At 40.3% G+C, this 22849-nt stretch carries 18 protein-coding genes; 12 read left to right on the top strand and 6 right to left on the bottom strand.

The window, feature by feature from the left end; genetic code table 11:
- Positions 1–474 precede the first annotated feature (474 nt).
- From A33Q_RS02450 to A33Q_RS02430, 5 genes are all read right to left on the bottom strand, one after another.
- The gene (locus tag A33Q_RS02450; protein ID WP_009034257.1) at positions 475–2604 is read right to left on the bottom strand and encodes an outer membrane protein assembly factor BamB family protein; all 2130 of its coding nucleotides are present in this window, start codon (positions 2602–2604) and stop codon (positions 475–477) included.
- Positions 2605–2606: 2 nt separating this feature from the next.
- The gene (locus tag A33Q_RS02445) at positions 2607–3503 is read right to left on the bottom strand and encodes a nucleoside hydrolase (RefSeq protein WP_009034256.1); all 897 of its coding nucleotides are present in this window, start codon (positions 3501–3503) and stop codon (positions 2607–2609) included.
- A 103-nt stretch (positions 3504–3606) separates the two neighbouring features.
- Positions 3607–4902: an APC family permease gene (locus A33Q_RS02440; RefSeq protein WP_009034255.1), complete on the bottom strand. Its 1296-nt coding sequence runs from the start codon at positions 4900–4902 to the stop codon at positions 3607–3609.
- Between the two features lie 13 nt (positions 4903–4915).
- Entirely contained in the window at positions 4916–5974 is a 1059-nt protein-coding gene (locus tag A33Q_RS02435) for an NAD(P)H-dependent glycerol-3-phosphate dehydrogenase (RefSeq protein ID WP_009034254.1), read from the bottom strand.
- Positions 5949–7649, bottom strand: a complete 1701-nt coding sequence (locus A33Q_RS02430; protein WP_016254525.1) for a 1-acyl-sn-glycerol-3-phosphate acyltransferase — start codon at positions 7647–7649, stop codon at positions 5949–5951. Before A33Q_RS02430 ends, A33Q_RS02435 begins: the two co-directional genes overlap by 26 nt.
- Before the next feature lie 229 nt (positions 7650–7878).
- Here A33Q_RS02430 and A33Q_RS02425 point away from each other — a divergent pair, with 229 nt between their 5' ends.
- The gene (locus tag A33Q_RS02425; protein ID WP_009034253.1) at positions 7879–8853 is read left to right on the top strand and encodes a polyprenyl synthetase family protein; all 975 of its coding nucleotides are present in this window, start codon (positions 7879–7881) and stop codon (positions 8851–8853) included.
- A 14-nt stretch (positions 8854–8867) separates the two neighbouring features.
- Here A33Q_RS02425 and A33Q_RS02420 read toward each other — a convergent pair whose 3' ends face one another.
- Positions 8868–10082, bottom strand: coding sequence for a TlpA disulfide reductase family protein (locus A33Q_RS02420; RefSeq protein ID WP_009034252.1), 1215 nt, complete (start codon positions 10080–10082; stop codon positions 8868–8870).
- Positions 10083–10553: 471 nt separating this feature from the next.
- Here A33Q_RS02420 and mraZ point away from each other — a divergent pair, with 471 nt between their 5' ends.
- From mraZ to A33Q_RS02365, 11 genes are read left to right on the top strand one after another with little or no spacing between them, the layout of a single operon-like run.
- Positions 10554–10994 carry a division/cell wall cluster transcriptional repressor MraZ gene (gene mraZ, locus A33Q_RS02415; protein ID WP_009034251.1) on the top strand — a complete coding sequence of 147 codons (441 nt, stop codon included), beginning with the start codon at positions 10554–10556 and terminating at the stop codon, positions 10992–10994.
- A gap of 3 nt (positions 10995–10997) precedes the next feature.
- Positions 10998–11903: a 16S rRNA (cytosine(1402)-N(4))-methyltransferase RsmH gene (rsmH, locus tag A33Q_RS02410; RefSeq protein ID WP_009034250.1), complete on the top strand. Its 906-nt coding sequence runs from the start codon at positions 10998–11000 to the stop codon at positions 11901–11903.
- Position 11904: 1 nt separating this feature from the next.
- Positions 11905–12285, top strand: coding sequence for an FtsL-like putative cell division protein (locus A33Q_RS02405; protein ID WP_009034249.1), 381 nt, complete (start codon positions 11905–11907; stop codon positions 12283–12285).
- Positions 12282–14390, top strand: coding sequence for a penicillin-binding protein (locus tag A33Q_RS02400; RefSeq protein ID WP_009034248.1), 2109 nt, complete (start codon positions 12282–12284; stop codon positions 14388–14390). Before A33Q_RS02405 ends, A33Q_RS02400 begins: the two co-directional genes overlap by 4 nt.
- Positions 14391–15854 (top strand): UDP-N-acetylmuramoyl-L-alanyl-D-glutamate--2,6-diaminopimelate ligase, encoded by a 1464-nt coding sequence (locus A33Q_RS02395; protein ID WP_040489684.1) that lies wholly within the window; start codon positions 14391–14393, stop codon positions 15852–15854.
- Positions 15855–15857: 3 nt separating this feature from the next.
- Positions 15858–17069: a phospho-N-acetylmuramoyl-pentapeptide-transferase gene (mraY, locus tag A33Q_RS02390; RefSeq protein ID WP_009034246.1), complete on the top strand. Its 1212-nt coding sequence runs from the start codon at positions 15858–15860 to the stop codon at positions 17067–17069.
- The gene (murD, locus tag A33Q_RS02385; RefSeq protein WP_009034245.1) at positions 17070–18422 is read left to right on the top strand and encodes a UDP-N-acetylmuramoyl-L-alanine--D-glutamate ligase; all 1353 of its coding nucleotides are present in this window, start codon (positions 17070–17072) and stop codon (positions 18420–18422) included.
- Positions 18419–19591 carry an FtsW/RodA/SpoVE family cell cycle protein gene (locus A33Q_RS02380; protein WP_009034244.1) on the top strand — a complete coding sequence of 391 codons (1173 nt, stop codon included), beginning with the start codon at positions 18419–18421 and terminating at the stop codon, positions 19589–19591. The genes murD and A33Q_RS02380 overlap by 4 nt, the downstream gene beginning before the upstream one ends.
- 32 nt (positions 19592–19623) lie before the next feature.
- The gene (murG, locus tag A33Q_RS02375) at positions 19624–20706 is read left to right on the top strand and encodes an undecaprenyldiphospho-muramoylpentapeptide beta-N-acetylglucosaminyltransferase (RefSeq protein WP_040489712.1); all 1083 of its coding nucleotides are present in this window, start codon (positions 19624–19626) and stop codon (positions 20704–20706) included.
- The gene (murC, locus tag A33Q_RS02370; protein WP_009034242.1) at positions 20703–22097 is read left to right on the top strand and encodes a UDP-N-acetylmuramate--L-alanine ligase; all 1395 of its coding nucleotides are present in this window, start codon (positions 20703–20705) and stop codon (positions 22095–22097) included. Before murG ends, murC begins: the two co-directional genes overlap by 4 nt.
- Complete coding sequence (locus tag A33Q_RS02365) at positions 22087–22842, top strand: cell division protein FtsQ/DivIB (protein ID WP_009034241.1); 756 nt, start codon at positions 22087–22089, stop codon at positions 22840–22842. Before murC ends, A33Q_RS02365 begins: the two co-directional genes overlap by 11 nt.
- Positions 22843–22849 lie beyond the last annotated feature (7 nt).

Genomic DNA, 22849 nt, shown 5'->3' with positions numbered 1-22849 from the left:
AGCGCGATATAAATGGATATATGCCTAAAGGCGATATATAGGGGCGTGGATGAAAAAGAGATTGTTCCATAAAACTTATTTTTTTCACGGGATTATGCTGAAGAAAGTAAGTAAAGCCTAAAAAAGGCGAGTAGCCCTGCTGCGCCGATGGTACTGGTTCATCGGGGCGCACGGGTGAGGAGAGCCTGTCCCGTATCGGGATCGCCGCCACATTATTATAAAGCCTTTCAGGAAACTGAAAGGCTTTTGGCGTTTATAGGGGCAAGCCGGAGACAAAGTGCTTTCGAAGTTCATTATTCGATGTTCGCTATTTCAAAATTTCGAACAATAAATAATGAATCAAGAAGTTTTAGAAGCGAGTGACAGGAAGTGAAAAATAGAAAAGGTATCAGAAGACCCAAGGGCCTCGTAAATCGTAATATTAGAAGTGATAGATAAGAGAAATGGATGGAAGTGTAATATGGCCTTAATTATTTAATCAGGTAGAGCGAATGCCACATAGGCATCTCCAGACTTGGTTCCTTTACCTCCTCCACAAGCGATAACAACATATTGTTTTCCCTTGACTTCATAGATTGCAGGAGTAGCATGGCCTGCGGCAGGTAACTTGGCTTCCCAGAGTATTTTCCCTGTATCTTTATCAAAGGCTCTAATCTTTTCATCCTTGGTGGCTGCGATAAATACCAATCCTCCAGCAGTGGTTACAGGGCCTCCATAATTTTCAGTTCCTGTAGGAGCAAAACCTTTCTCACTTAATTCATCAAATTCCCCCAACACGGACTGCCACTTGATCCTACCAGTATTCATATTAATTGCAGTCAAAGTACCCCAGGGAGGTTGAATTCCTGGGTAACCATCCTCTGTTAAAAGCCTGGAGTACCCTTCCATATAGTATTTTGGATATAATTGTTCTGTTCCTCCTTCAAGTTCTTTTTTTTCCTGTTCCGCAGTTATTTCAGAACCCAACAAATAATCTGTCAACAATTTTCTCTCAGATTCAGAAATATGGGAAAATGCGGGCATAGCACCTTTCCCGTTTCTGATGATTTCATCCAAACCTTTCCAGTCGAATTTTTTATTGAGATTTTCTAATGATGGAAAAGCTGGCGGATTCCCCTTCCCGTCTATTCCATGGCAGTTTCCACAATAATTTACATAAATTTTTTGGCCTATATTGTCAAAACTTGGATTCAATTTCATTTTAATTATCCAGGGAATTTCATTTGCATTTACATAAAGTGTCTGTGTGAAGGGGTCAAAAGATGAACCTCCCCACTCAGCCCCTCCATCCATTCCTGGAAATAATACAATTCCATGCTTGTCACTGGGAGGTTCCCACATGTCACCATATTTTACATTTTCCAACTTACCTCTTATGTCCTTTTCCCATTCCGGAGTAAGATTCAATATTTCCTTTTCCGTGTAGGACATCCTCATGAATGGTTCTGGGAGGGTAGGATGTGGCTGGGTTGGCCAGCTTTTTTCTCCTTCCAGTTCTGACTGTGGTACAAAGAGTTCTTCCATGGGCCAAATAGGCTCTCCAGTCTCTCTGTTGAACACAAAAACAAAACCCTGCTTAGATGTTTGAGCTACTGCATCGATCCATTTACCTTCTTTTTTGATTCGGATTAAATTGGGGTTGGCAGGAAAGTCTCTGTCCCACATGTCATGGTGAACTCCCTGAAAATGCCAGATTCTTTCTCCTGTATTCGCATTTAGCGCTAAAAGTGTGTTCGCAAAAAGATTTTGTCCATGCCTGTAGCCTCCCCAAAAATCATAGGTTGCCGAACCCGTAGGAACAAAAACAATCCCTCTGTTTATATCCACTGTCATTCCTGCCCAATTGTTGGCTCCTCCGATTTTATCCCAATATTTTTCATCCCATGTGTCATGTCCGAATTCTCCAGGATGTGGAATGGTATGGAATATCCATTCCCTTTCGCCTGTGAGGACATTGTATGCTCTAATATGGCCTGGAGCTGCATCCAATCCTTCGGAAAGTCGCATTCCAATGATGATTTTATTTTCGAAAATCACTCCAGGACTATTGCTTATCAATAAAAAGTCTTCCAAATCTGTGTCTAAGTCTTTTTTTAAGTCTACCATTCCTTTTTCCCCAAAGGACTCAATGGGTGTTCCGGTTTCAGCATCCAAGGCGATGAGAAAATTACTCGCCGAAGTGAAAATCCTTTTATCATTACCATCCTCCCAATAAGTAAGTCCTCTATTCAAGCCTGCCCAAGAGTTCTCACCGCCTAGAATTTGAAATGGATTGAATCGCCAGACGGGTTTCCCAGTATCAGCTCTAAGGGCAAAAACATTAAGCTGTGGACTTACTCCAAATAGAATATCCTCGACAACAATGGGTTGGCTTTGGATTTGACTTCTTTCTGTAGCATCTCCAGTATTATAAGTCCAAACTACTTCCAGGTTTTTAACATTTTCTTTGTTTATATGACTTAAGGAGGAATACCTAGCGGCATCAGGACTTCCTCCAAAAAAACGCCACTCTGAATAGTTGGGTAAATTATACTCTGAATTTTCTGAACAGGATGCAAGAAAAATGAAGAGTAGAAATAGATTAATGATTGGTTTTAATCGCATAGCTATAATTTCAAAATGGTCCAAAAATCTTCCATAAAAGCAATATTGTCAATTTTTGAAAAAATCTTTATGGTAAATGTTTTGTTTTCAGGGGGGCTGTTTACCATTAGTGTTTCTGAGAATTCAGGAAGCAGGTAGGCCTGTACCAAAGCTAGATCCCACATAACCCTTGTTCTGTCTTGTGGGTTTTGCTCTCTCCATCGATCAGCAAGGATTTTTTCTATAGGGATGCTATCATCTGTTTTTTGATATGTCTCATCCCTATCAAATTTTAATGGAAGGGCTGTTTCTAAAGGCATTACAGTAAAATCCAGCTCTTTGAGGTCTAGTAAATAGTCAAAAGCATTGAGGTCATTTCGGATATTGAATTCATTTTTACTCCATGCCCGAGTATTTTGATCGTACTTTGCACCTAATGCATACACTCTTATTTTGGGGAGAATTTCAGGGGAAATGATGATCGCGGATGCTATATTAGTCAGGGCACCTAAGGTTAATATGTCAAGTTTTTCTCCTTCTGGAAGAGATTTGGCAATTTTGATAATTTCTTGAGCTGCCGGAGAGTCTCTAGGTTCGGAACCTCCCCAAGCTCTGCCTATTTGTCTGTCAGCACCTTTTGGATGCGGGATGCTTACCATCCCCATTGTTTTAAGGATAAGCTCATTGAGTCTTTGGGAGTCTTTCATGGTTTCAAGACCCTCTGTATTGTATGCGTTCCATTTTTCAAAAACCAATAGGTCAGGGTTATTGAAATGGGCTGAGCTGAGTCCGACAACATCGATGCTGGGGTCTTTTAATAATCTTACAATTGCATACAAGTCATCCATTTCATTTCCTGTGTCGGAATCCAGCCATACTTTTTGCTTTTGGGCAAGTGAGGAGTGTGCTGTGAAACTCATTATTGTTAAAATAATGGTTATAAATGACCATTTTTTGAATCTTTGGCTTCTATTCATTTGAATTTGACTTTTCTTAAATCTAATGAAAATCAAGTTCACTGCTTTATTTTTTTAGAGCATTTCTTTTAAATATCCTGTGTAAAATGAAAATAACCAAACCCAAACCCGTCCAAATAAAAGTATCCCAAACCTCTTCGGTCTGACTTCCTGAAAGTAGCCAAAGAGTAGCTATAATGCCAATAACAGCAAGGTAGTTTCCAAAAGGCACCTTGAAATGATTGCCTCCTGGTTCTTTTTTTCGCAGCTTGATTAACGATGCAGCTACCATAGCATAAAGGATTAACCTTGAAATCACGGATACAGCTAAAGAGCTCATAAACCCCCAAACTATCGCTACAAAAGCAACTAAGCTAGCAAAGAAAGCAATTGAAACTACAGGGGTAGCAAAATGAGGATGTACTTTAGAAAAAAATCTGGGCAACTGGTCTTCCAAGCTTAGGGCAAAAGGCAGCCTTGATCCACTTAGGATCTGCACATTCAATGTGCCCATGATTGATATGACAGCTCCTATGGTAATAAAGACACCACCCCACCAGCCCATAAATCCAGTTGCTGCATCTGCAATGGGTTTTTCTGAATTTGCAAGATCTGGTAATGTGCCAATTGAAACTACTTGTATAAGAATATAAAACCCTGCGATCACTCCAGCTGCTGTTAGAAGCCCAAAGGGCAGATTCTTTCTTGGATTGACAATTTCTCCGCTATTGACCAGCCCAGCTTCAAATCCTCCAAATGCAAAAATCAATAACAATGTAGAAGCAGAGAAGCTTTTTATAGTAGGGCTATCGCTTCCTTTGAATAAATCAAAATCTATAAAAAAGAGGCCTACTCCTATAAATACGATAAGTGGAAAAAGCTTTGCTACCGTCAGTACATTACTAACCTTCGCTGTATTTTTGACACCTATCCAATTAAAATAGGTAATCAATCCGGTAATGGCTAGAATCATACCTACCCGGACAGCTTCCAGAGTGAAAATATCTGAAAAAAACGACAGGTAGAGGACCATCAAGTTGATCAAGGTTGCATAACTGAATAGCCTTGTCAGCATGAGTAGCCAACCTATAATGAAAGCAGGAATGGGGCCAAAGGCTTCAAGAACATAGACATAAGGTCCCCCTGTTTTTTCAAATCTGGAACTGACTTCTGCAAAGACCAGAATCAATACAGCCATCACCATGGCGCAAGTGAAAAATGCAAGAATTGAATATGCTCCTGAAAGAGCAAACACCTTTGCAGGAAGGGCGAAAATTCCTGCTCCAATGACTGAATTGATAATCAGGAAAACAAGGTCCCAACGCTGTATGCCTCTTTTGAGTGATTTTTCAGGTACTTTCAAAAGTATTTTTTATTTAAAGGAAGTCCACATCCACACTGAATGGATATTTCATTAAATATTGTAAAGCCTCCTCTATTTTCAAATCTTCAAAAAGAACCTTATAAAGATTCTCTGTAATAGGGGCACGCATACCAGTTCCTTCCACGAAAGCTTTCATCAACCTAACCGTATTGATTCCCTCAGCCACTTCTTCCATAGTGTTTAGAATGTCTTGAAGTTTTTCTCCTCTTGCCAGCCTGTAACCTACAGTGTAATTTCTTGACAAGGTGGAATTACAGGTAGTTACTAGATCTCCTATTCCTGCCAAACCTATGAATGACTTTAAACTGCCTCCAAGTGCATTTCCTAAATATACCAGCTCTACCATTCCTCTTGAGATCAATAGACCCTTTGCATTTTCTCCTAGTCCTAGACCTGCCAAAGCTCCTGCTGCTATTGCTATTATATTTTTTAATACACCACTAAGTTCTACTCCCACTATATCTGAGTTCCCATAGACCTGAAATTTATCATTTCTCAATAGCCGCTGCCCCTCCAAAATAACTTCATTAAAGCGGCTCGCCACTACTGTAGCTGCCGGTTGCCCTAAATATAATTCTCTTGCAAGGTTTGGACCCGCGAGACATCCGACGCGTATGACCACCGTTTCCTTCAAGATGACTTCGCTCATAGTCAGGATGTTTTTCCTGGAGATTTTTTCCAAATCACCCAGAGATTTGCCTTGGGGAAGGTTCAGGCAAAGTCCCTTCGTGCCGTGTATTACGATGTGATAAGGGTAAAGGTAGGGAGCAAATGCTCGGATTACCTCCTGAAATGCAGCAGAAGGCACCATGAAAAAAATTGTTTCACAGGACTTGCAAAGTAATTCGGGATCTTGCGTTCCAACTATATCAAGGTGGATTTTAACACCATCTACGCTGTGTTTTTCATTGATCTCTTCTACTACTTCAGCTCTTCGGGCGTAAGCGATCACCTTGTTTTTGGTTGCAAGAATATTTGCTATTGCAGTTCCGAAACTGCCCATACCTACTACGCCTATGGGTTTTTCAGTTGAATTTTCTTTCAAGCTCATAGCCTAATAGTCTGTTATGGTAAAAATATAATAAGGATAAATCCTGGGTGACAATATTTCCGGATTCATTTTTAACCAATGGTCGCTTTGCATGATACATTCCTACATTTTCAAGTCCATGGTTGATTATAGCATTGATGTCATTTCGCATATGCGGAGCAACCTGTACCTTGCCTTCTGCCTCCAGTTCCAAGATGCACTGAAGGATCATTTCGCAGGTTGATTTGAATTCTCCATATGGAATTTCTATATCCTCCTCCGGTAGTCTAAGCAAACTGTAGAGGTCCATTTTTTTATTTTCTTTTTTGATCAGCTGAAATGCAACGAATGCAACAAAGTGCGAACTGAATACCCGGTTGATTTTGTGAAATTCCTCCACAATTCTTTTTCCAAGATGGTGAGTATATTCCTCTTCTCTTTGGGCATCTATTGTGATTTCCCCGTTCGAAATGAAATAATCACTGGTATTGATAATCCTGCCATGCTTGTCCAGACTTTGACCATCCTGATCCACATAATTGCCCAACACATCCATCGCTTTGCCAATTGAGACAGAAATATCAGATCCCTTGGTGAAAAACTTAACTAGGAATTTGGAGATCTTGTAGGAAGTGGAAAACTCATCCGACTCCTTATAATAGCGCTCTTGCCCAGTCATGGATAAATGCTCTTTGATCAGACTTGGGGCTTCCAATACGAAGTGATAATTGATTGTTACCGGTACGATAAAAATTTTTCCTGCTACATCTTTTACACCTTTTTGGAAATTGGCTCTTTGAGCTTCTACAGCAGTACTGAGCAACCCAAGTTTAAGCTTTTTCTCAATCATTCCAGACCTTGACCTAGTGCCTCCTGGAAAAAACAAACTGTGTACGCCAAACTGTATTGCCTCTGAGGAATAGGTTTTCAAAGTTTCCAGGTAGGGAAGGTTTTTCTTCCTTCTGTCTACTTTATATGCCCCTAGTGCATTCATGAAATAAGCAAAGATGCCTATGTTGAACAGATTTAAACCTGCACCATAAATAAAAGGAGGTAATCCCAAAACTGAAATTATCCAACCAATAAGAATACTGTCAAGGTTTGAAAAATGGGTAGGCACCATGACTATAGTTCCTTTTGAGGCCAGATTCCGTATTTGATCAGTTTCTCCTACAATTTGTATTTTGTCTTGTAAAGTGTACTGATTGCTGAAAATGGATTTAATGCCTTTCACTCTTGCTGCATTGAGCAAACGTGAAAATCCATAAGTCACCATTCTTCTGGTAAGTTTATAATGCGAGTGTATAAAGTTACTGGCGATCTCCTCTGCGTAACGCATGGTGATTTCATCCAGGATTTCCACGTAAGCTTTCTTTTTTTGGCTTTTGTTTTTGTTGCCTTCTGCACTTAATTGTACAAGCTTTGACCTTACACTTCTCCAAAATTCCTGTTCGTCGTCAGGGTCCACAGCCCAGGGGTTTTGTTTGATACGGAGTTTTTCTCTGTAAAGTGTCGTTTCCAACTCTTCTTTTAGTAGGTCTATATTATTGTTGGTGACCTGCAAAACAGATTTCTTACTTGCTTCAGCTACTTTTTTTACAAATTCCTTCCTGCTTTTACTAAGCTTTACAACGGGCCATTCATCCTTCTGAGGAAGGATAGGGTCATATTTATGTTTAATATAGGTCTCAGCCAAGATTCTCTAGGTTTAGCATAAAAGACAAAGATAATAAAAAACATGAGGGCAAATCGGATTAAGACTTAGACTTAAATTTACCTAATTGTATTCGAGTAAGCTTGGTTTTTAAAAAAGATAAAAGAAAAAAGCCAAACGATTTTCTGTATGCAGTGTTTCTTTATGGAATAATTGAAAATGCGTTTTGTCCTAGTACGAAAGCATTGTATTATTGTGTCCTAATTGTTTTATGAAGCCTGACCTCAAACAGATACAAGCACCCATTGCCACAGAGATGGAGGAATTCGAAAAGAAATTCCGTGACTTTATGAAAAGTAAAGTCAAACTGCTTGATCATATTACCAACTATATAGTCAAAAGAAAAGGAAAGCAAATGAGGCCAATGTTTGTTTTCCTGACGGCCGGGGTTAGTGGCGGTATTTCCGAGTCCTCCTACAGGGGGGCAGCCTTGATAGAACTCCTGCATACGGCTACGCTGGTCCATGATGACGTGGTCGATGATGCAAACTATAGAAGGGGTTTTTTTTCAGTCAATGCCCTTTGGAAAAATAAAATAGCGGTTTTAGTAGGAGATTATCTTCTTTCCAGAGGACTTTTATTGAGTGTAGACAACGGAGATTTTGAGCTTCTTCGAATTGTCTCACAGGCAGTAAGAGAAATGTCAGAAGGAGAACTGTTACAGATAGCTAAAGCTAGGAAACTAGATATAACAGAAGAAGTCTATTATAAAATCATCAGGCAAAAAACAGCAAGCCTAATAGCCTCTTGCTGCGCAGTTGGGGCAGCTACTTCGGGAGCTGATGCCGTTTTAGTGGAAAAAATGAGAGATTTTGGAGAAAAGGTGGGTATGGCTTTTCAAATAAAGGATGACTTGTTCGATTATGGAGAGGATGAAATCGGTAAACCTGTGGGAATTGATATCAAAGAAAAGAAAATGACTTTGCCTTTGATATATGCATTGAATAACGCCTCTTGGCTGGATAAGAAGCGGATTATTTATCTGATCAGAAATAAAAACGAAGATAAAAAAGCTGTCAATGAGGTGATTGATTTTGTGAAAAGCTCCGGGGGATTACAGTACGCCACAAAAGTGATGAATCAGTATTTTGAAGAAGCCTTGGAAATATTAAATACATTTCCTGAATCCACATACAAAAGCTCTTTGGAAGGTTTGGTAAGATATACGATTGAGAGAAAGAAATAATCTATACAAGATACTTACTCTGCGAGTAATTCTTTTATAAGTTGATTATGCTCGTCTACCCACCTTTCGTAGTAAACCCCTGTGCCAGGACCATTGAATCCTGTATGGATGTGCCTTACTTTTCCCTTTTTATCCAAATAAATAAGCGTAGGAAAAGCAATGACCTGATTCAGCGCTGGTAGTGCTTCAGAAGCTTTTTGTTTATTGCTTTCTCCTGCAATCAAAAATGTGTAGCTGGCATTGAGTTTCTCCATTGATTTCTTCACTCTACTGCTTGCGTAGTCAAAATCAGGTTTGCTTTCAAAGGCAAGCCCAATGATTTCTACGCCTGCATCTCTGTTTTTCTCATACCAAGGTCCAAGAAATTTTGTTTCGTCCATACAATTGGGGCACCAAGTTCCAAAAAGTTGCACCAAAACTACCTTGTTTTGAAATTGTGGGTCGGTTATAGAAACCTTGTTTCCATTGACGTCAGGAAAGGTAAATTCCAGTTTCTCATAACCTTCTTTCAGATAATTTAAAGAATAAGCATCTGGCAATTCAAAATTATCATTTCTCTCTGCAGAAAAGCTTTCTGTATATTTCGGACCACTTCGGAATCGACCTGTAATGCTGCCGTCCTGCTCCATTTTTCCTGTAAATAGAAAAGCATGGCTTCCATCAAATGCACTCATTTGGAAGGTGTTTCCACTTACATTGCCATCAAGAAATCGATAGTCCCCAAGTTTTGTCATGAATGTCCCTTGAATTTGATTTCCCTGTTGTGTAAATATGCCTATTGCATCGTAGCTGTCATCTTCAGTTTGAAAAAGAGTTTTCCATCTTCCAGAAAAATCAGCCTCCACTTCATCCGATACAGGGAATCTGCTGCCCCCGAAGCTTTCAGCTGTAAAGGGTACCTTGTAATTGTTGAGATAATTTTTGACAAAAAACCCATCCAATGAGCCATTCTTTAAGATCTTCGCTCTGAGCTCAGCATCAAATATTCCCAATGAAACTTTTAAAGAATCATCTTCAAAGTTGACTTCATCAAAAACAAGAACTTCTTCAGCATTATAAACCTCTGCATACCAATTTTCCCCACTTCTGATGATTGACATTTCAAAAGGAATAAATTCAGAGTCTACGGCGAGATTTACAAGATATTTATCTGGAAGTGTTGTTTTTTGAGGATTGCTTTGGCAGGAAAAGAATAAAACAAGCAAAGTAAGGAAAAAGAAGTTTTTCATCAGGAGAAATATATTTTGGGTGAAATAGTCAGGGACATGGACAATAGCCTATAATTTAGATAGGCTTAATTACAATAACTTCATTTAAGTTCCAATTTGTTTGAAAAAAGAAGTGATTAGCAAAAAAAAGCAATAATCATCAGTTGATTTTGTTCTCTTATTTGAGAATTATGGGAATTTCTCCCACTTCTTACCATCTTCGCCGATATTAGGTGAAAAACCTCTGATTTGATGTCCGTACTATTCTATTTTTCGATTTTTTTGGCCAAAATAAGCCGTTTTTTAATTGTTCTAATTGTTTTTCAACTACCTGATCTTCAAGTGAAATAATTATCATTTTTTTTTAAAAACATTGTGATATTTCAAACTTTTGGATAGTTTTATAAAAAAGTGGAGAAAAGTGGGGGGAAGTGGTGGGATGTGTAGAAGCTTTTCTTACTTTTGTGTTTATAGCAAACTCAAGATAAGCCCATGGGAATGTTCAACAGTCGGTACGAATGTAAGGTCGACGCCAAAGGTCGTCTGGCTTTGCCTGCCAAAATGAAGGCGGCAATCCCAGAGTCTAATGGGGTGGAGCTCATTCTTCGTCAAGGAGACGACGGCTGCCTGGCGCTTTATACCCAGATTGAGTTTAAAAAACTTTTACATAAGGTCTCTGCATTATCAGACAGGGATCCGGTACAAAGGCTTATCAAGAGGAGCTTTTTCGAAAGTATGACTGAAGTAGAATTGGACAGTGCGGGGCGTTTTTTGATCCCGAAGACTTTTAGCAGCTGGGCCGGAATAGAGAAGGATGCCATATTAATTGGTGTGGGAGGTTTTGTAGAGATATGGAGTCCTGAAAAATACCGTCAAAATATCGTAGCAGATCAGGCGGAGTTGTCAAAACTGATGGATCAATATCTCTCTTAACACATGGCAGCTTCTAATTACCATATCCCAGTAATGCTAGAACCTTGCATTGAAGGCTTGGCTATAAACCCCAATGGAGTCTATGTGGATCTGACATTTGGGGGAGGGGGACACTCCAAAGAAATATTGAAAAACCTTGAAGGAGGGCATTTATATGGTTTCGACCAAGACAGTGATGCAGAAGCCAATATTCCCAATGATGGCCGATTCACCTTTATACAGGCCAACTTCAGGGATTTCAAAAAATACCTGAGACTGTATGGAGTCTCCCAAGTTGACGGGATATTGGCAGACCTGGGGATTTCTTCCCATCAGATAGATGAACCCACAAGGGGTTTTTCAACAAGGTTTGACGGGGATCTGGATATGAGAATGAGTGATGCAATGAATGTTTCCGCCAAGGACATACTCAACACCTATGAGGAGTCCCAACTACACAAGGTGTTGGGGATTTATGGTGAAGTTAAAAATGCCAAAAGCCTGGCTCAGGCAATTACTTCTCAAAGAGCAGCGAAGCCATTCTCTACAACTACAGAGTTTAAGGAATTTCTCAAAGGTTATGCACCTAGGGGTAAGGACTTTAAATATTATGCTCAGGTTTTTCAGGCTTTGAGAATTGAAGTGAATGATGAAATGAAAGCCTTGGAAGAAATGCTTCTACAGACTGTAGAAGTGTTGAAGCCAGAGGGAAGACTAGTTATTATGAGTTATCATTCTCTCGAAGATAGGTTGGTGAAAAATTTCATCAACAAAGGTAAGTTTCAGGGTGAAGTAGAAAAGGATTTCTATGGGAATCTCTTGAGGCCTTTGGAACCGGTCAGCCGCAAAGCCATCACTGCAGGTGCGGAAGAAATAGAAAAGAACAATAGAGCACGTAGTGCAAAATTGAGGATAGCTAAGAAGAAATAGGATGCGCCAGAACACTTTCAAGAAAAAAATCAAGAAAGAGAACTCCTCCAAAGGGGTAGGCAAAAATCTGTTTACGCTGATTGAAGAAAAGCTCAGTATGACAGGTATCCTTGGCGATGGTATACCGGTCAAATTTGTGCCGCCTTTTTTATATGTGGCTCTTCTGGCTCTTATTTATATATGGAGTAATCACAGGGCGGAGAATATGATCCGGAAGATTGAAGTCATTCAACGTGAAGTGGAAGATATCCGTGCAGATGTGACCACACTGGAAGCGGACTATATGCTTAGCAGTAAACAGTCCGAAGTAGCTAAAAAGATAGCTCCTTTAGGAATAGAAGAAATCAACGAACCACCGATCAAGATCAAACTGAAAAAGTGAATATCAAACGTTCCATAGTGCTTAGAGTAAGGATAGCCTTTTTGGTAGTATTCCTTATAGCTGGGGCAATCTTTTATAAGGTTGTCCATTTGCAGTTTGTGGAAGGGGAGAAATGGGCTGCCAAGGCTGAGTCGCTCAATTTTCAATATAGACAGGTAAGTGCTACAAGAGGTAATATTTATGCAGCTGACGGAAGCCTGTTGGCTACTTCATTGCCATTTTACCGAGTGGTACTTGATCCAGTGGTAGCTAAAGAAAACATTTTCCATTCAGGGATAGACTCATTGAGCTATTTGCTCTCTTCTTATTACAAAGATCGCTCTGCCGCTTCCTACAAAAAACTTATTTCAGATGCTAGGACCCGTGGCAAGCGGTATGTGATTTTGAACAGAAAGCAGATAGGCTATCAAGACATGCAGAAAATGAGCAAGTGGCCTGTATTCAGAAATGGGAGAATGGGTGGTGGAGTTATTTTCGAAAAAGTAGAAAAAAGATACAGGCCTTTTAACAGCCTTGCCAGTAGAACTGTGGGTTTTGTTAACGAAGACAGATATGGGGCTGGAATTGAATATAGCTTCAATGATTATTTAGAAGGCAGAAATGGGCAGGCGTTGTTTCAACGAATTGCAGGGGGATCATGGAAGCCGGTTTTTGACGCAGAGGATGTCAAGCCTGATGATGGATATGATGTGTTGACCACTTTAGATGTCAATATTCAGGATGTTGCAGAGTCAGCTTTGCTAAAGCAATTGATAAATAAGGATGCTGAATTTGGGACGGTTATAGTCATGGAAGTGGAAACAGGCCATATCAAAGCCTTGGCAAATTTGCAAAAGAATAAAAGTGGTAGGGGGTATGGTGAAAACTACAATTTTGCTATCGGAGATCAAGGGCTTACAGAGCCTGGATCAACATTCAAATTGCTTTCCATGCTGGCATTATTGGAAGAGGGGCAAGTCAGTCTCAATGATGTAGTAGATACAGGGAATGGGGTTTTTCAGTTTTATGATCGCAAGATGACCGATGCCAAAACAGGAGGCTATGGGAAAATCACAGTCAAAGAAGTTTTTGAAAAATCCTCTAACATCGGTATTTCAAAGCTGGTAAGCCAAAGTTTCGGGCATAGCCCCAGTAAGTTTGTTAGTTATATTGAAAAGGTCGGATTGAATAAGCCTATGGATTTTCAATTGAAAGGCGAAGGAGCTCCATATTTCAAAAATCCAGGTGACAGGGACTGGTACGGCACCACTTTACCTTGGATGTCTATAGGTTATGAGTCCAAGCTTACACCGATTCACACGCTGATGCTTTACAATGCAGTTGCCAACAATGGGAAAATGGTTAAGCCTATGATTGTACAGGCTGTAGCAAAAGGCAATCATGTCAAAAAAAGTTACCAAACTGAGGTAATCCGTAAAAAAATTGCTTCTGAAAAAAGCATCAAACTTCTTCAGGAACTATTGGAAGGGGTAGTGAAAAACGGAACTGCCAAAAATGTGCACAATGAACAATATAGAATAGCAGGAAAGACAGGTACTGCTCAAAAACTGGAAGATGGAAGATATACCAAAAAGTACTACACTTCATTTGTAGGATATTTTCCGGCTGATAATCCTAAGTATTCGGCGATTGTAGTCATTGACAGTCCTAAAGGCTTCAATGCTTATGGAGGGGATATTTCCGCCCCTGTTTTCAAAGATATTGCTGATAAGATTCATGCGCAGGATCTCAAGCTCAATAAGAGAACTCCAACTGATATTTATATGGCTCAAAAAGATGTGGATTTCCCCTATATCCAAGCTGGTAAGTTTGATGAGCTACAACTGATCTGTAACAAACTAGGTCTTTCAAATCATTCCGATGGTATTTCTGATGGTTATGTCAAATCCAGGGCTTTGGATAAATCTATTCAATGGCAGGCCAATCAGGTGGAATCACCTGTAGTACCGGATGTTAGTGGGATGCCTTTGAGAGATGCGCTTTATGTTTTGGAGAACAAAGGACTTAGAGTAATCTATCAAGGAAAGGGAAGGGTTAAAAACCAATCCATAGTGCCTGGTTCTCCGATTCAACAAAACCACGTGATTAATTTGATTTTAGGATAAATGAAGGTGTTAAAAGACATATTATATAAAGTTTCACTTACCTCAACCGTGGGAGACATGGAGAGGAATGTCAGTGAAATAGTCTTTGACAGCCGAAAAGCCAATAAGAACGCAGCTTTTGTAGCCATCAAAGGCACACAGGTAGATGGACATCAGTTCATTCAAGTTGCGATAGAAAATGGAGCCGACACCATCGTGTGTGAAGAGCTTCCGGAAAATCTTGACAAAGAAGTGACCTATGTTCAGGTTCAGAACGCTTCCTTGGCATTGGGAAGAATGGCTTCCAATTATTACGAAAATCCATCTGAAAGGCTGAAGCTAGTGGCGGTTACTGGTACCAATGGAAAGACCAGTACCGTCACGCTTCTGTTTCAGTTGTTTATGGAGTTGGGTTACCAAGTAGGGTTAATATCTACTGTTGAAAACAAGGTTAACGACGAAGTAATCCCCTCCACCCATACCACCCCAGACGCTCTTACTATTCAATCACTTTTGAAAAAGATGGTTGAAAAGGGGTGTACACATTGCTTTATGGAGGCTTCTTCACACGCCATTGTGCAAGGAAGAACCTCAGGTTTGGTATTTTCCGGAGCAGTTTTTACAAATATTACCCATGACCACTTGGACTACCATGGCACTTTTGATGAGTACATCAGGGCAAAAAAAATGCTTTTTGACCAGTTGCCGAAAGATTCATTTGCGCTGGTCAATGCAGATGATAAGAGGGGAATGGTCATGCTACAAAACTGTAAAGCCGTACACCAGACTTTTGGACTGAGATATCCATCAGACTTTAAGGCAAAGGTGCTTTCTAATACCATAGAGGGTCTTGAACTGGATATCAACAATAAACAGATTTGGTTTAGGATGATCGGTGAGTTCAATGCCTACAACTTGCTGGCTGTATTTGGAACTGCGGTCCTCTTAGGAGAGGAGGAAGAAGAGGTCTTGATGCAGCTTTCCAAAGTTAAAGGAGCTCAGGGTCGTTTTGATAAAATCTCCTTGTTTGGAGTGACTGCTATAGTAGACTACGCTCACACACCAGATGCTTTGGAAAATGTTCTGAAAACCATTTCAGGTGTAAGAACTGGGGGAGAACAAGTGATCACAGTAGTAGGGTGCGGAGGGAACAGAGACAAAGCTAAAAGGCCAATTATGGCAAAAATTGCTGCCAAGTACAGTGATAAGGTGATTTTGACTTCTGATAATCCCAGAGATGAAGAACCGATGGACATTTTGAGAGAAATGGAAGCTGGTGTCAATCCTGTGGATTTCAAAAAAACCGTAATTATCGAAGACCGAAGGGAAGCAATCAAGACTGCCGGCATCATGGCGAAAAAGGGAGATATCATTTTGGTAGCTGGAAAAGGACATGAAACCTATCAGGAAGTCAAAGGGGTAAAACATCCTTTTGATGATAGGCAGATAGTAAAGGAAATGCTCAATCTATTGAATAAAGAATAAAGTATGTTATACCCGATTTTTGATTATTTGGACAGTGTGATGGATGTACCTGGAACAGGCGTATTCCGCTATATCTCCTTTAGGGCAGGTATGGCAGCACTCTTGTCTCTGATAATTACGGTTACTTTTGGAAAAAATATCATAGACTGGATTAGAGCTAAGCAAATTGGTGAGACTGTTAGAGATTTAGGCCTTGCAGGTCAGACAGAGAAGAAAGGTACCCCGACAATGGGTGGGCTTATGATCATTGCAGGTATCGTCATACCGACTCTTCTTTTTGCCAATGTCAACAATATATACATTATTCTCTTGCTGATCACTACTGTTTGGTTAGGAGCGATTGGCTTTTTAGATGATTATATAAAGGTTTTCAAAAAGAACAAAGAAGGACTTGCTGGGAGGTTTAAAATAGTAGGACAGATCACTATTGGAATAATCGTTGGCGCTACACTTTACTTTCATGAAGGAGTTGTGGTGAGAGAATTTACCAACCCGGTTTCGATTGAAGAGGGAGTGGTAGAAACGCCTGCTTTTAGGGACGTGAAAGTAGCGAAAACCACAATCCCATTTATGAAAAATAATGAACTCAATTATGAGAATTTCTTGGGTTTTTTAGGGGAAAGTGTAACTCCTGTTTTATACATCCTTTTGGTGATTTTTATCATTACAGCAGTATCCAACGGGGCCAATATTACAGATGGTATTGATGGACTGGCGGCAGGAACATCGGCCATTATCGGACTGGCAATAGCTATTTTCGCTTACATCTCAGGTAATGCCATTTTTTCACAGTATCTGAATGTATTCTTTATTCCCAACTCAGGAGAGTTGGTGATATTCTGTGCGGCTTTTGTAGGTGCCTGTGTAGGGTTTCTTTGGTATAACGCATTTCCAGCCCAGGTATTTATGGGAGATACAGGAAGCTTAATGCTAGGGGGAGTGATTGCAGTACTGTCTCTAACCTTAAGAAAAGAATTATTAATTCCCGTACTCTGTGGTGTTTTTGTAATTGAAAATGTATCTGTGATCATGCAGGTCAGCTATTTCAAATACACAAAGAGAAAATATGGAGAAGGCAGAAGGATATTTCTCATGTCACCTCTGCATCATCATTATCAAAAGAAAAATATCCACGAGTCCAAGATTGTAGTCAGATTTTGGATTGTGGGAATACTTTTGGCAATCATCACATTGGCCACATTGAAATTGAGATAAATGGAGAAAAGGGTAGTCATATTGGGAGCTGGAGAAAGCGGAGTAGGGGCAGCGATGCTGGCTAAGCAGAAGGGCTATGCGGTATGGGTATCTGATTTGGGATTGATCAATGAGGATAAAAAAGAACTTCTAAGGTCCAACGGGATACCTTTTGAAGAGGGGGAACATTCCGACTCTGAAATACTGAATGCCTCAGAGATCATAAAAAGTCCTGGTATTCCATTGACTGCTTCGATAGTGCAGAAAGCCATCTCAAAAGGCATCAAAATTATTGATGAATTGGAATTTGCAAGTAGGTACTCAAAGGGAAATATTATTGGTATTACCGGTACCAATGGAAAAACAACCACCACGCTTTTGACCTATCACTTGCTTAAAAAAGGAGGATTTGATGTGGGATTAGCAGGGAATGTAGGACAAAGCTGGTCCGGTCAACTAACTGTGGGAGACAAGAACTGGTGGGTAATAGAAATGAGCAGCTTTCAGTTAGATGGTCTTTACTCCTTGAAACCTAAAATAGCAATATTGACAAATATTACTCCTGACCATCTGGACAGGTATGGATACCAAATTGAAAATTATATCGCATCAAAAGTCTCTATTTTCAAAAATATGAAAACCGAGGATTCAGCAATATTCTATGCTGATGATCAATTGATCGGTAAAGGTTTAGAAACTGTCGATTTAACGGCAACTCCATATCCTGTGTCTCTAAAAGCAGCACAAAAAAGAGGAGGGTACTATTCCTCAAAAAGCATGGATTTAAGGGTTTCTGGCAAAAGACTTGAAATTGATCCAAAAGCTGTAGCTGTAAAAGGCAAGCATAATGCAATCAATACAATGATGGCATCACTGGCGGCCCTCTTGGCTGGAGTAGATGAAAAAGCCATCAAAGCAGGTCTGTCTGATTTTCAAAATGCATCCCATAGAATGGAAGAGGTTTCCGAAATAGAGGGAGTAAGATTTGTCAATGATAGTAAAGGAACTAATGTAGATGCCACAAAGTATGCTTTGGAGGCATTTGATGGCCCTTTGATCTGGATTGCCGGAGGGGTGGATAAAGGAAATGATTATTCTGTAATAGAACCGTTGATCAGCGGGCGTATCGAAGCCTTGATCTGTTTGGGCAAGGACAATATGAAACTCAGGGAGGCTTTTGTAGGAAAAATTGAAATCATTAAAGAAACACAAGAAATCGCACAGGCGGTTAGATGGGGTTTGGAATTGGGCAGAAGTGGAGCAGTGGTCTTACTTTCTCCCGCATGTGCGAGTTTTGACCTTTTCAAGAATTATGAAGATAGAGGAGAGCAGTTCAAAAAAGCTGTTCAAGAATTAAAAACAGCAGCCATATGATAGTATCACTCAAGGCTTGGATAGATAGAAATCTAAAAGGAGACCCCATGATTTGGGGGATCGTGATCATGCTTTCTATCATCAGTATTCTTGTGGTCTATTCAGCTACAGGTTCCTTGGCTTACAAGTACACAGGAGGAAATACTGAGAAATACCTTTTGGATCACTCCATGATGGTTTTTGCAGGTCTGTTTGTCATGTGGGCCGCGCATAAGATTCCTTATAAATGGTTCGGCCTGATCGGTAGGTTACTGCTAATGGCCTCAATTCCTTTGTTGGTCATCACTTTCATTTTTGGTTCTACAGTCAATGAAGCCAACAGGTGGTTGACTATACCTTTTATCAACAAGGCATTCCAACCTTCAGACATTGCCAAATTGGCTTTGATAGCCACCTTAGCAAGTCTTTTGGCCAAGCGGCAAAAAAATATCGATGAACTCAAAAAGTCCTTTTTGCCCATGATTTTGGTCATTGGATTTATATGCATGCTTATAGGGCTAGCTAACATGTCAACTGCTTTACTCCTGCTCTTTACCTGTCTTTTATTGATGTTTATTGGAAGGGTTCCTATGAAGTACATTTTCATGTTCATTCTTTTTGGAGGATTGTTCATTTCAGCATCAGTATTATTAGGACAGCGTGGATCTACTTTCTATGGCAGAATAGACAGGTTTATTTCAGGTTCTGAAGTACCATTTCAGGCAGAGCAATCTTTTATTGCCATATCTACAGGAGGAATCACAGGAAAAGGTCCCGGGAAGTCTGAGCAAAGAAACACACTACCCCATCCCTATTCGGATTTCATTTACGCAATTATCATAGAAGAGTATGGATTGGTAGGTGGAGCTACAGTTTTGTTTCTCTATCTGGCATTGCTTTACAGGGGAATGAGAATAGTAGCATCTTCAACCAAACCTTTTGGAGGGCTCCTCTCAGCAGGGCTGAGTTTTGCCCTGGTCCTACAGGCTATGGTGAATATGGGGGTTGCAGTTGGTCTGGGTCCAATCACTGGATTACCCTTGCCACTGCTCAGTATGGGAGGGACATCTTTGATATTCACAGGATTTTCGCTGGGAATTATTCTTAGTGTAAGTAGAGGTGATCATGCAGATGAAATAGAAAATATAGGAGAAGGAAATAAACCGAGAAGGGCATTTCAAGCAGCTTAAAAGTGAATAAAGGAAAAAGAACATATAGAATCATGATCAGTGGAGGAGGTACAGGAGGCCATATCTATCCAGCTATTGCGATCGCAAATGCATGGAGAGAAAAGTATCCTGATGCTGAGATTTTATTTGTAGGAGCTGAAGGTAAAATGGAAATGCAGAAGGTTCCCGAAGCTGGATATATAATTGAAGGGCTTCCGGTAGCTGGACTTCAAAGAAGTCTGAGTCTTTCCAACCTGAGCTTTCCCTTCAAGCTTTTTAAAAGTCTCAGGAAATCCAAAAAACTCGTCAAAGAGTTCAATCCAGAAGCTGTAGTGGGTGTTGGGGGATATGCCAGTGGGCCGTTATTGAGGGTTGCGCAGGCAAAAGGAATTCCTACACTGCTTCAAGAGCAGAATTCTTATGCGGGATTGACCAATAAGTTGCTTGCTAAAAAGGCCAAGGTCATTTGTGTGGCCTATCCTGGAATGGAAAAGTTCTTTCCCCTGGAAAGAATAAAATACACAGGTAACCCTGTGCGAAAGGATATTCTTCAATTGGAAGGTAAGCAGGAAGTAGGGCTTAAGTATTTTGGGCTGGAAACAGGCAAAAAGGTTTTGCTGGTATTAGGTGGAAGTCTGGGAGCTAGGACCATTAATCATGGGATTCTAGCAGACATGGAAGCTTTAGAAAAAGGAGGATATCAAATACTCTGGCAATGTGGAAAGTTTTATTTCCGGGAAATGAGTGCAAAAGTAAAGGAGTCTGGATTAAAGCATATTCATGTCTTGGAATTTATAAAAGAAATGGACTTGGCCTATGCTGTTGCAGATGTGGTGGTTTCCAGAGCTGGTGCACTTTCTGTTTCCGAATTAAGTCTGGTTGGAAAGCCGGTGGTATTTATCCCTTCGCCTAATGTAGCAGAAGACCATCAGACAAAAAATGCCTTGGCATATGTCAATGAAAATGCAGCATTGTTGCTTAAAGACGATGAAGCTGTTGGAAAAATAAAGGAAACCTTGGATGGCCTATTCGCTGAAGAAGGAAAAGCAGAGAAGCTTTCAAAAAACATCTTAAAATTGGCTAAGCCTGATGCAGCAGAAAAAATTGTAGAAGCCTTGGAGGAAATTATAGCATGAAGTTGAAGGAATTACATAGCGTCCATTTCCTAGGTATTGGAGGTATAGGCATGAGTGCCCTTGCGAGGTGGTTCAATCACGTCGGGGTAGCTGTGTCAGGCTATGATAAAACCCCTTCGTCTCTCACTAAAGCTTTGGAGGAAGAGGGTATGCAGATTTCATTTTCGGATGATATTGAAAGTATTCCAAATAAAGTCAAAGAAGACTCTTCCAAATCTTTGATTGTATGGACCCCGGCTATACCCAAGGATACTGTGCAGTTGAGGTATTTTCAACAGGAAGGATATCGCCTTGAAAAAAGAGCAGCTGTTTTAGGTTTGATTACAGCTGACATGCCGACTATTGCAGTGGCCGGAACCCATGGAAAGACAACTACCTCATCCATGATAGCTCATCTGCTCAAGCATGCAGGGAAAAACGTTGCAGCCTTTTTAGGCGGAATCACTCAAAATTATCAAAGTAACCTCATTCTCCATGATGAGGGGAAAAAAGGTGCTACCGTAGTAGTAGAAGCAGACGAGTTTGATAGGTCGTTTTTGCATCTACATCCTAATGTGGCTGTCTTGACCAGTGCTGATCCAGATCACTTGGATATTTATGGAGATGATGAGCATATGGTGGAAGGTTTTAGGGCTTTTGTAGACCTTCTACCATCAGGTGGGCAGCTCTATGTACAAGCTAATGCATTTAGTAAAATAGGACTTCCCAAAAAAGCTGTAAAAGTCATGCAGTACGGAATCAATGCCGGGGAAGTCAGGGCTGAAAACATTAGACCAAAAGTAGCCTCTTTCGCTTTTGACTTTGTGTCCAAAGATTACAAGATCAAAGAACTTGAGATCAAGATACCAGGGTATCATAATGTGGAAAATGTACTGCCCGCTATTTCAATTGCTTTGCAGATGGGGATCAGTCCTGCGGAAATCAAAGCTGGGCTTGAAAGTTACAAAGGGGTAAAAAGGAGATTTGAAATTTGGGTACAGGAAGATGGGAAAGTATTCATTGATGACTATGCACACCATCCCGAGGAAATCAGAGCTTTCCTGAGCTCGGTCAAAGCTATGTACCCCCAAAATAAGTTGACGGCTATTTTTCAGCCACACTTATACACAAGGACAAGAGATTTTGCCAAAGGCTTTTCTGAAAGCTTGTCCTTGGCGGATGAAGTAGTGCTCTTGGATATTTATCCAGCAAGGGAACTTCCCATAGAGGGCGTTAGTGCCTCCATGCTTCTGGCGGGTATTCAAGTGACCAAAAAGTCGCTGCAGACAAAAGATGGTTTGTTGGATTACCTAAATGCTAGCAAACCTGAAGTCTTGGTGACTATAGGTGCAGGTGATATAGATAGGCTTGTTGAACCCATTGCAAATTGGATGAAAAATCATGAAAACTAACCTGAAAAAATCCATAGGCTTTGGCTTGCTGCTACTCATTTTGGTGGCATTTATTGGCTTTGTTGAGAAAAGGCATTCTGAAAGAACATTCGCGGGAATCGAAGTGCTGGTAAAAGGTGTAGCTGATGTTTACTTCGTGGATGAGAAAGAAATTCTTACCAGTATAGAGGCAGAGTTTCCGCTTTTGAAGCCAGGCGTAGCTTTGTCTGAAATCAATCTCAACCATTTGGAGAAAAAGGTAGAAAAGCAGCCTTTTGTAAAGAATGCAGAGGTTTTCTCGGACCAAAAGGGAAATGTCAGGATTGAAATTGAGCAGCATGTTCCGATGGCCAGAATTGTGAGACCAAGAGCAGCCGATGGCTACATCTCTAAAGAGGGCTTGATTCTGCCGACCTCCCCTACTTACACTACTAGGGTGATCGTATTGCATGGACGTTTTGCAGAGTCATTATTGGATCAAAAGGAACTGATTGAAGAAAATCCGGAATTGCTAAGCCTGATCCGATACATACATGAGGATGAATTTTGGAACGCTCAGATTACAGAATTAGAGATAGATAAATTAACAGATATAAAGATGCATCAGCAGGTTGGGAGGCAAGTGATTGAGTTTGGGGATGCATCTGATTTTATAGAGAAGTTTAAAAAAATCAACCTGTTTTATGAAGAAATCCTGCCGGCCAAAGGATGGAATGCATATGACAAAGTGAATGTAAAATATAAGGGCCAGATTGTTTGTGAATAATTGATGA

This window comes from Indibacter alkaliphilus LW1 (assembly GCF_000295935.2).
Taxonomy (GTDB): domain Bacteria; phylum Bacteroidota; class Bacteroidia; order Cytophagales; family Cyclobacteriaceae; genus Indibacter; species Indibacter alkaliphilus.
This window is presented reverse-complemented; position numbering and strand designations above follow the sequence as displayed.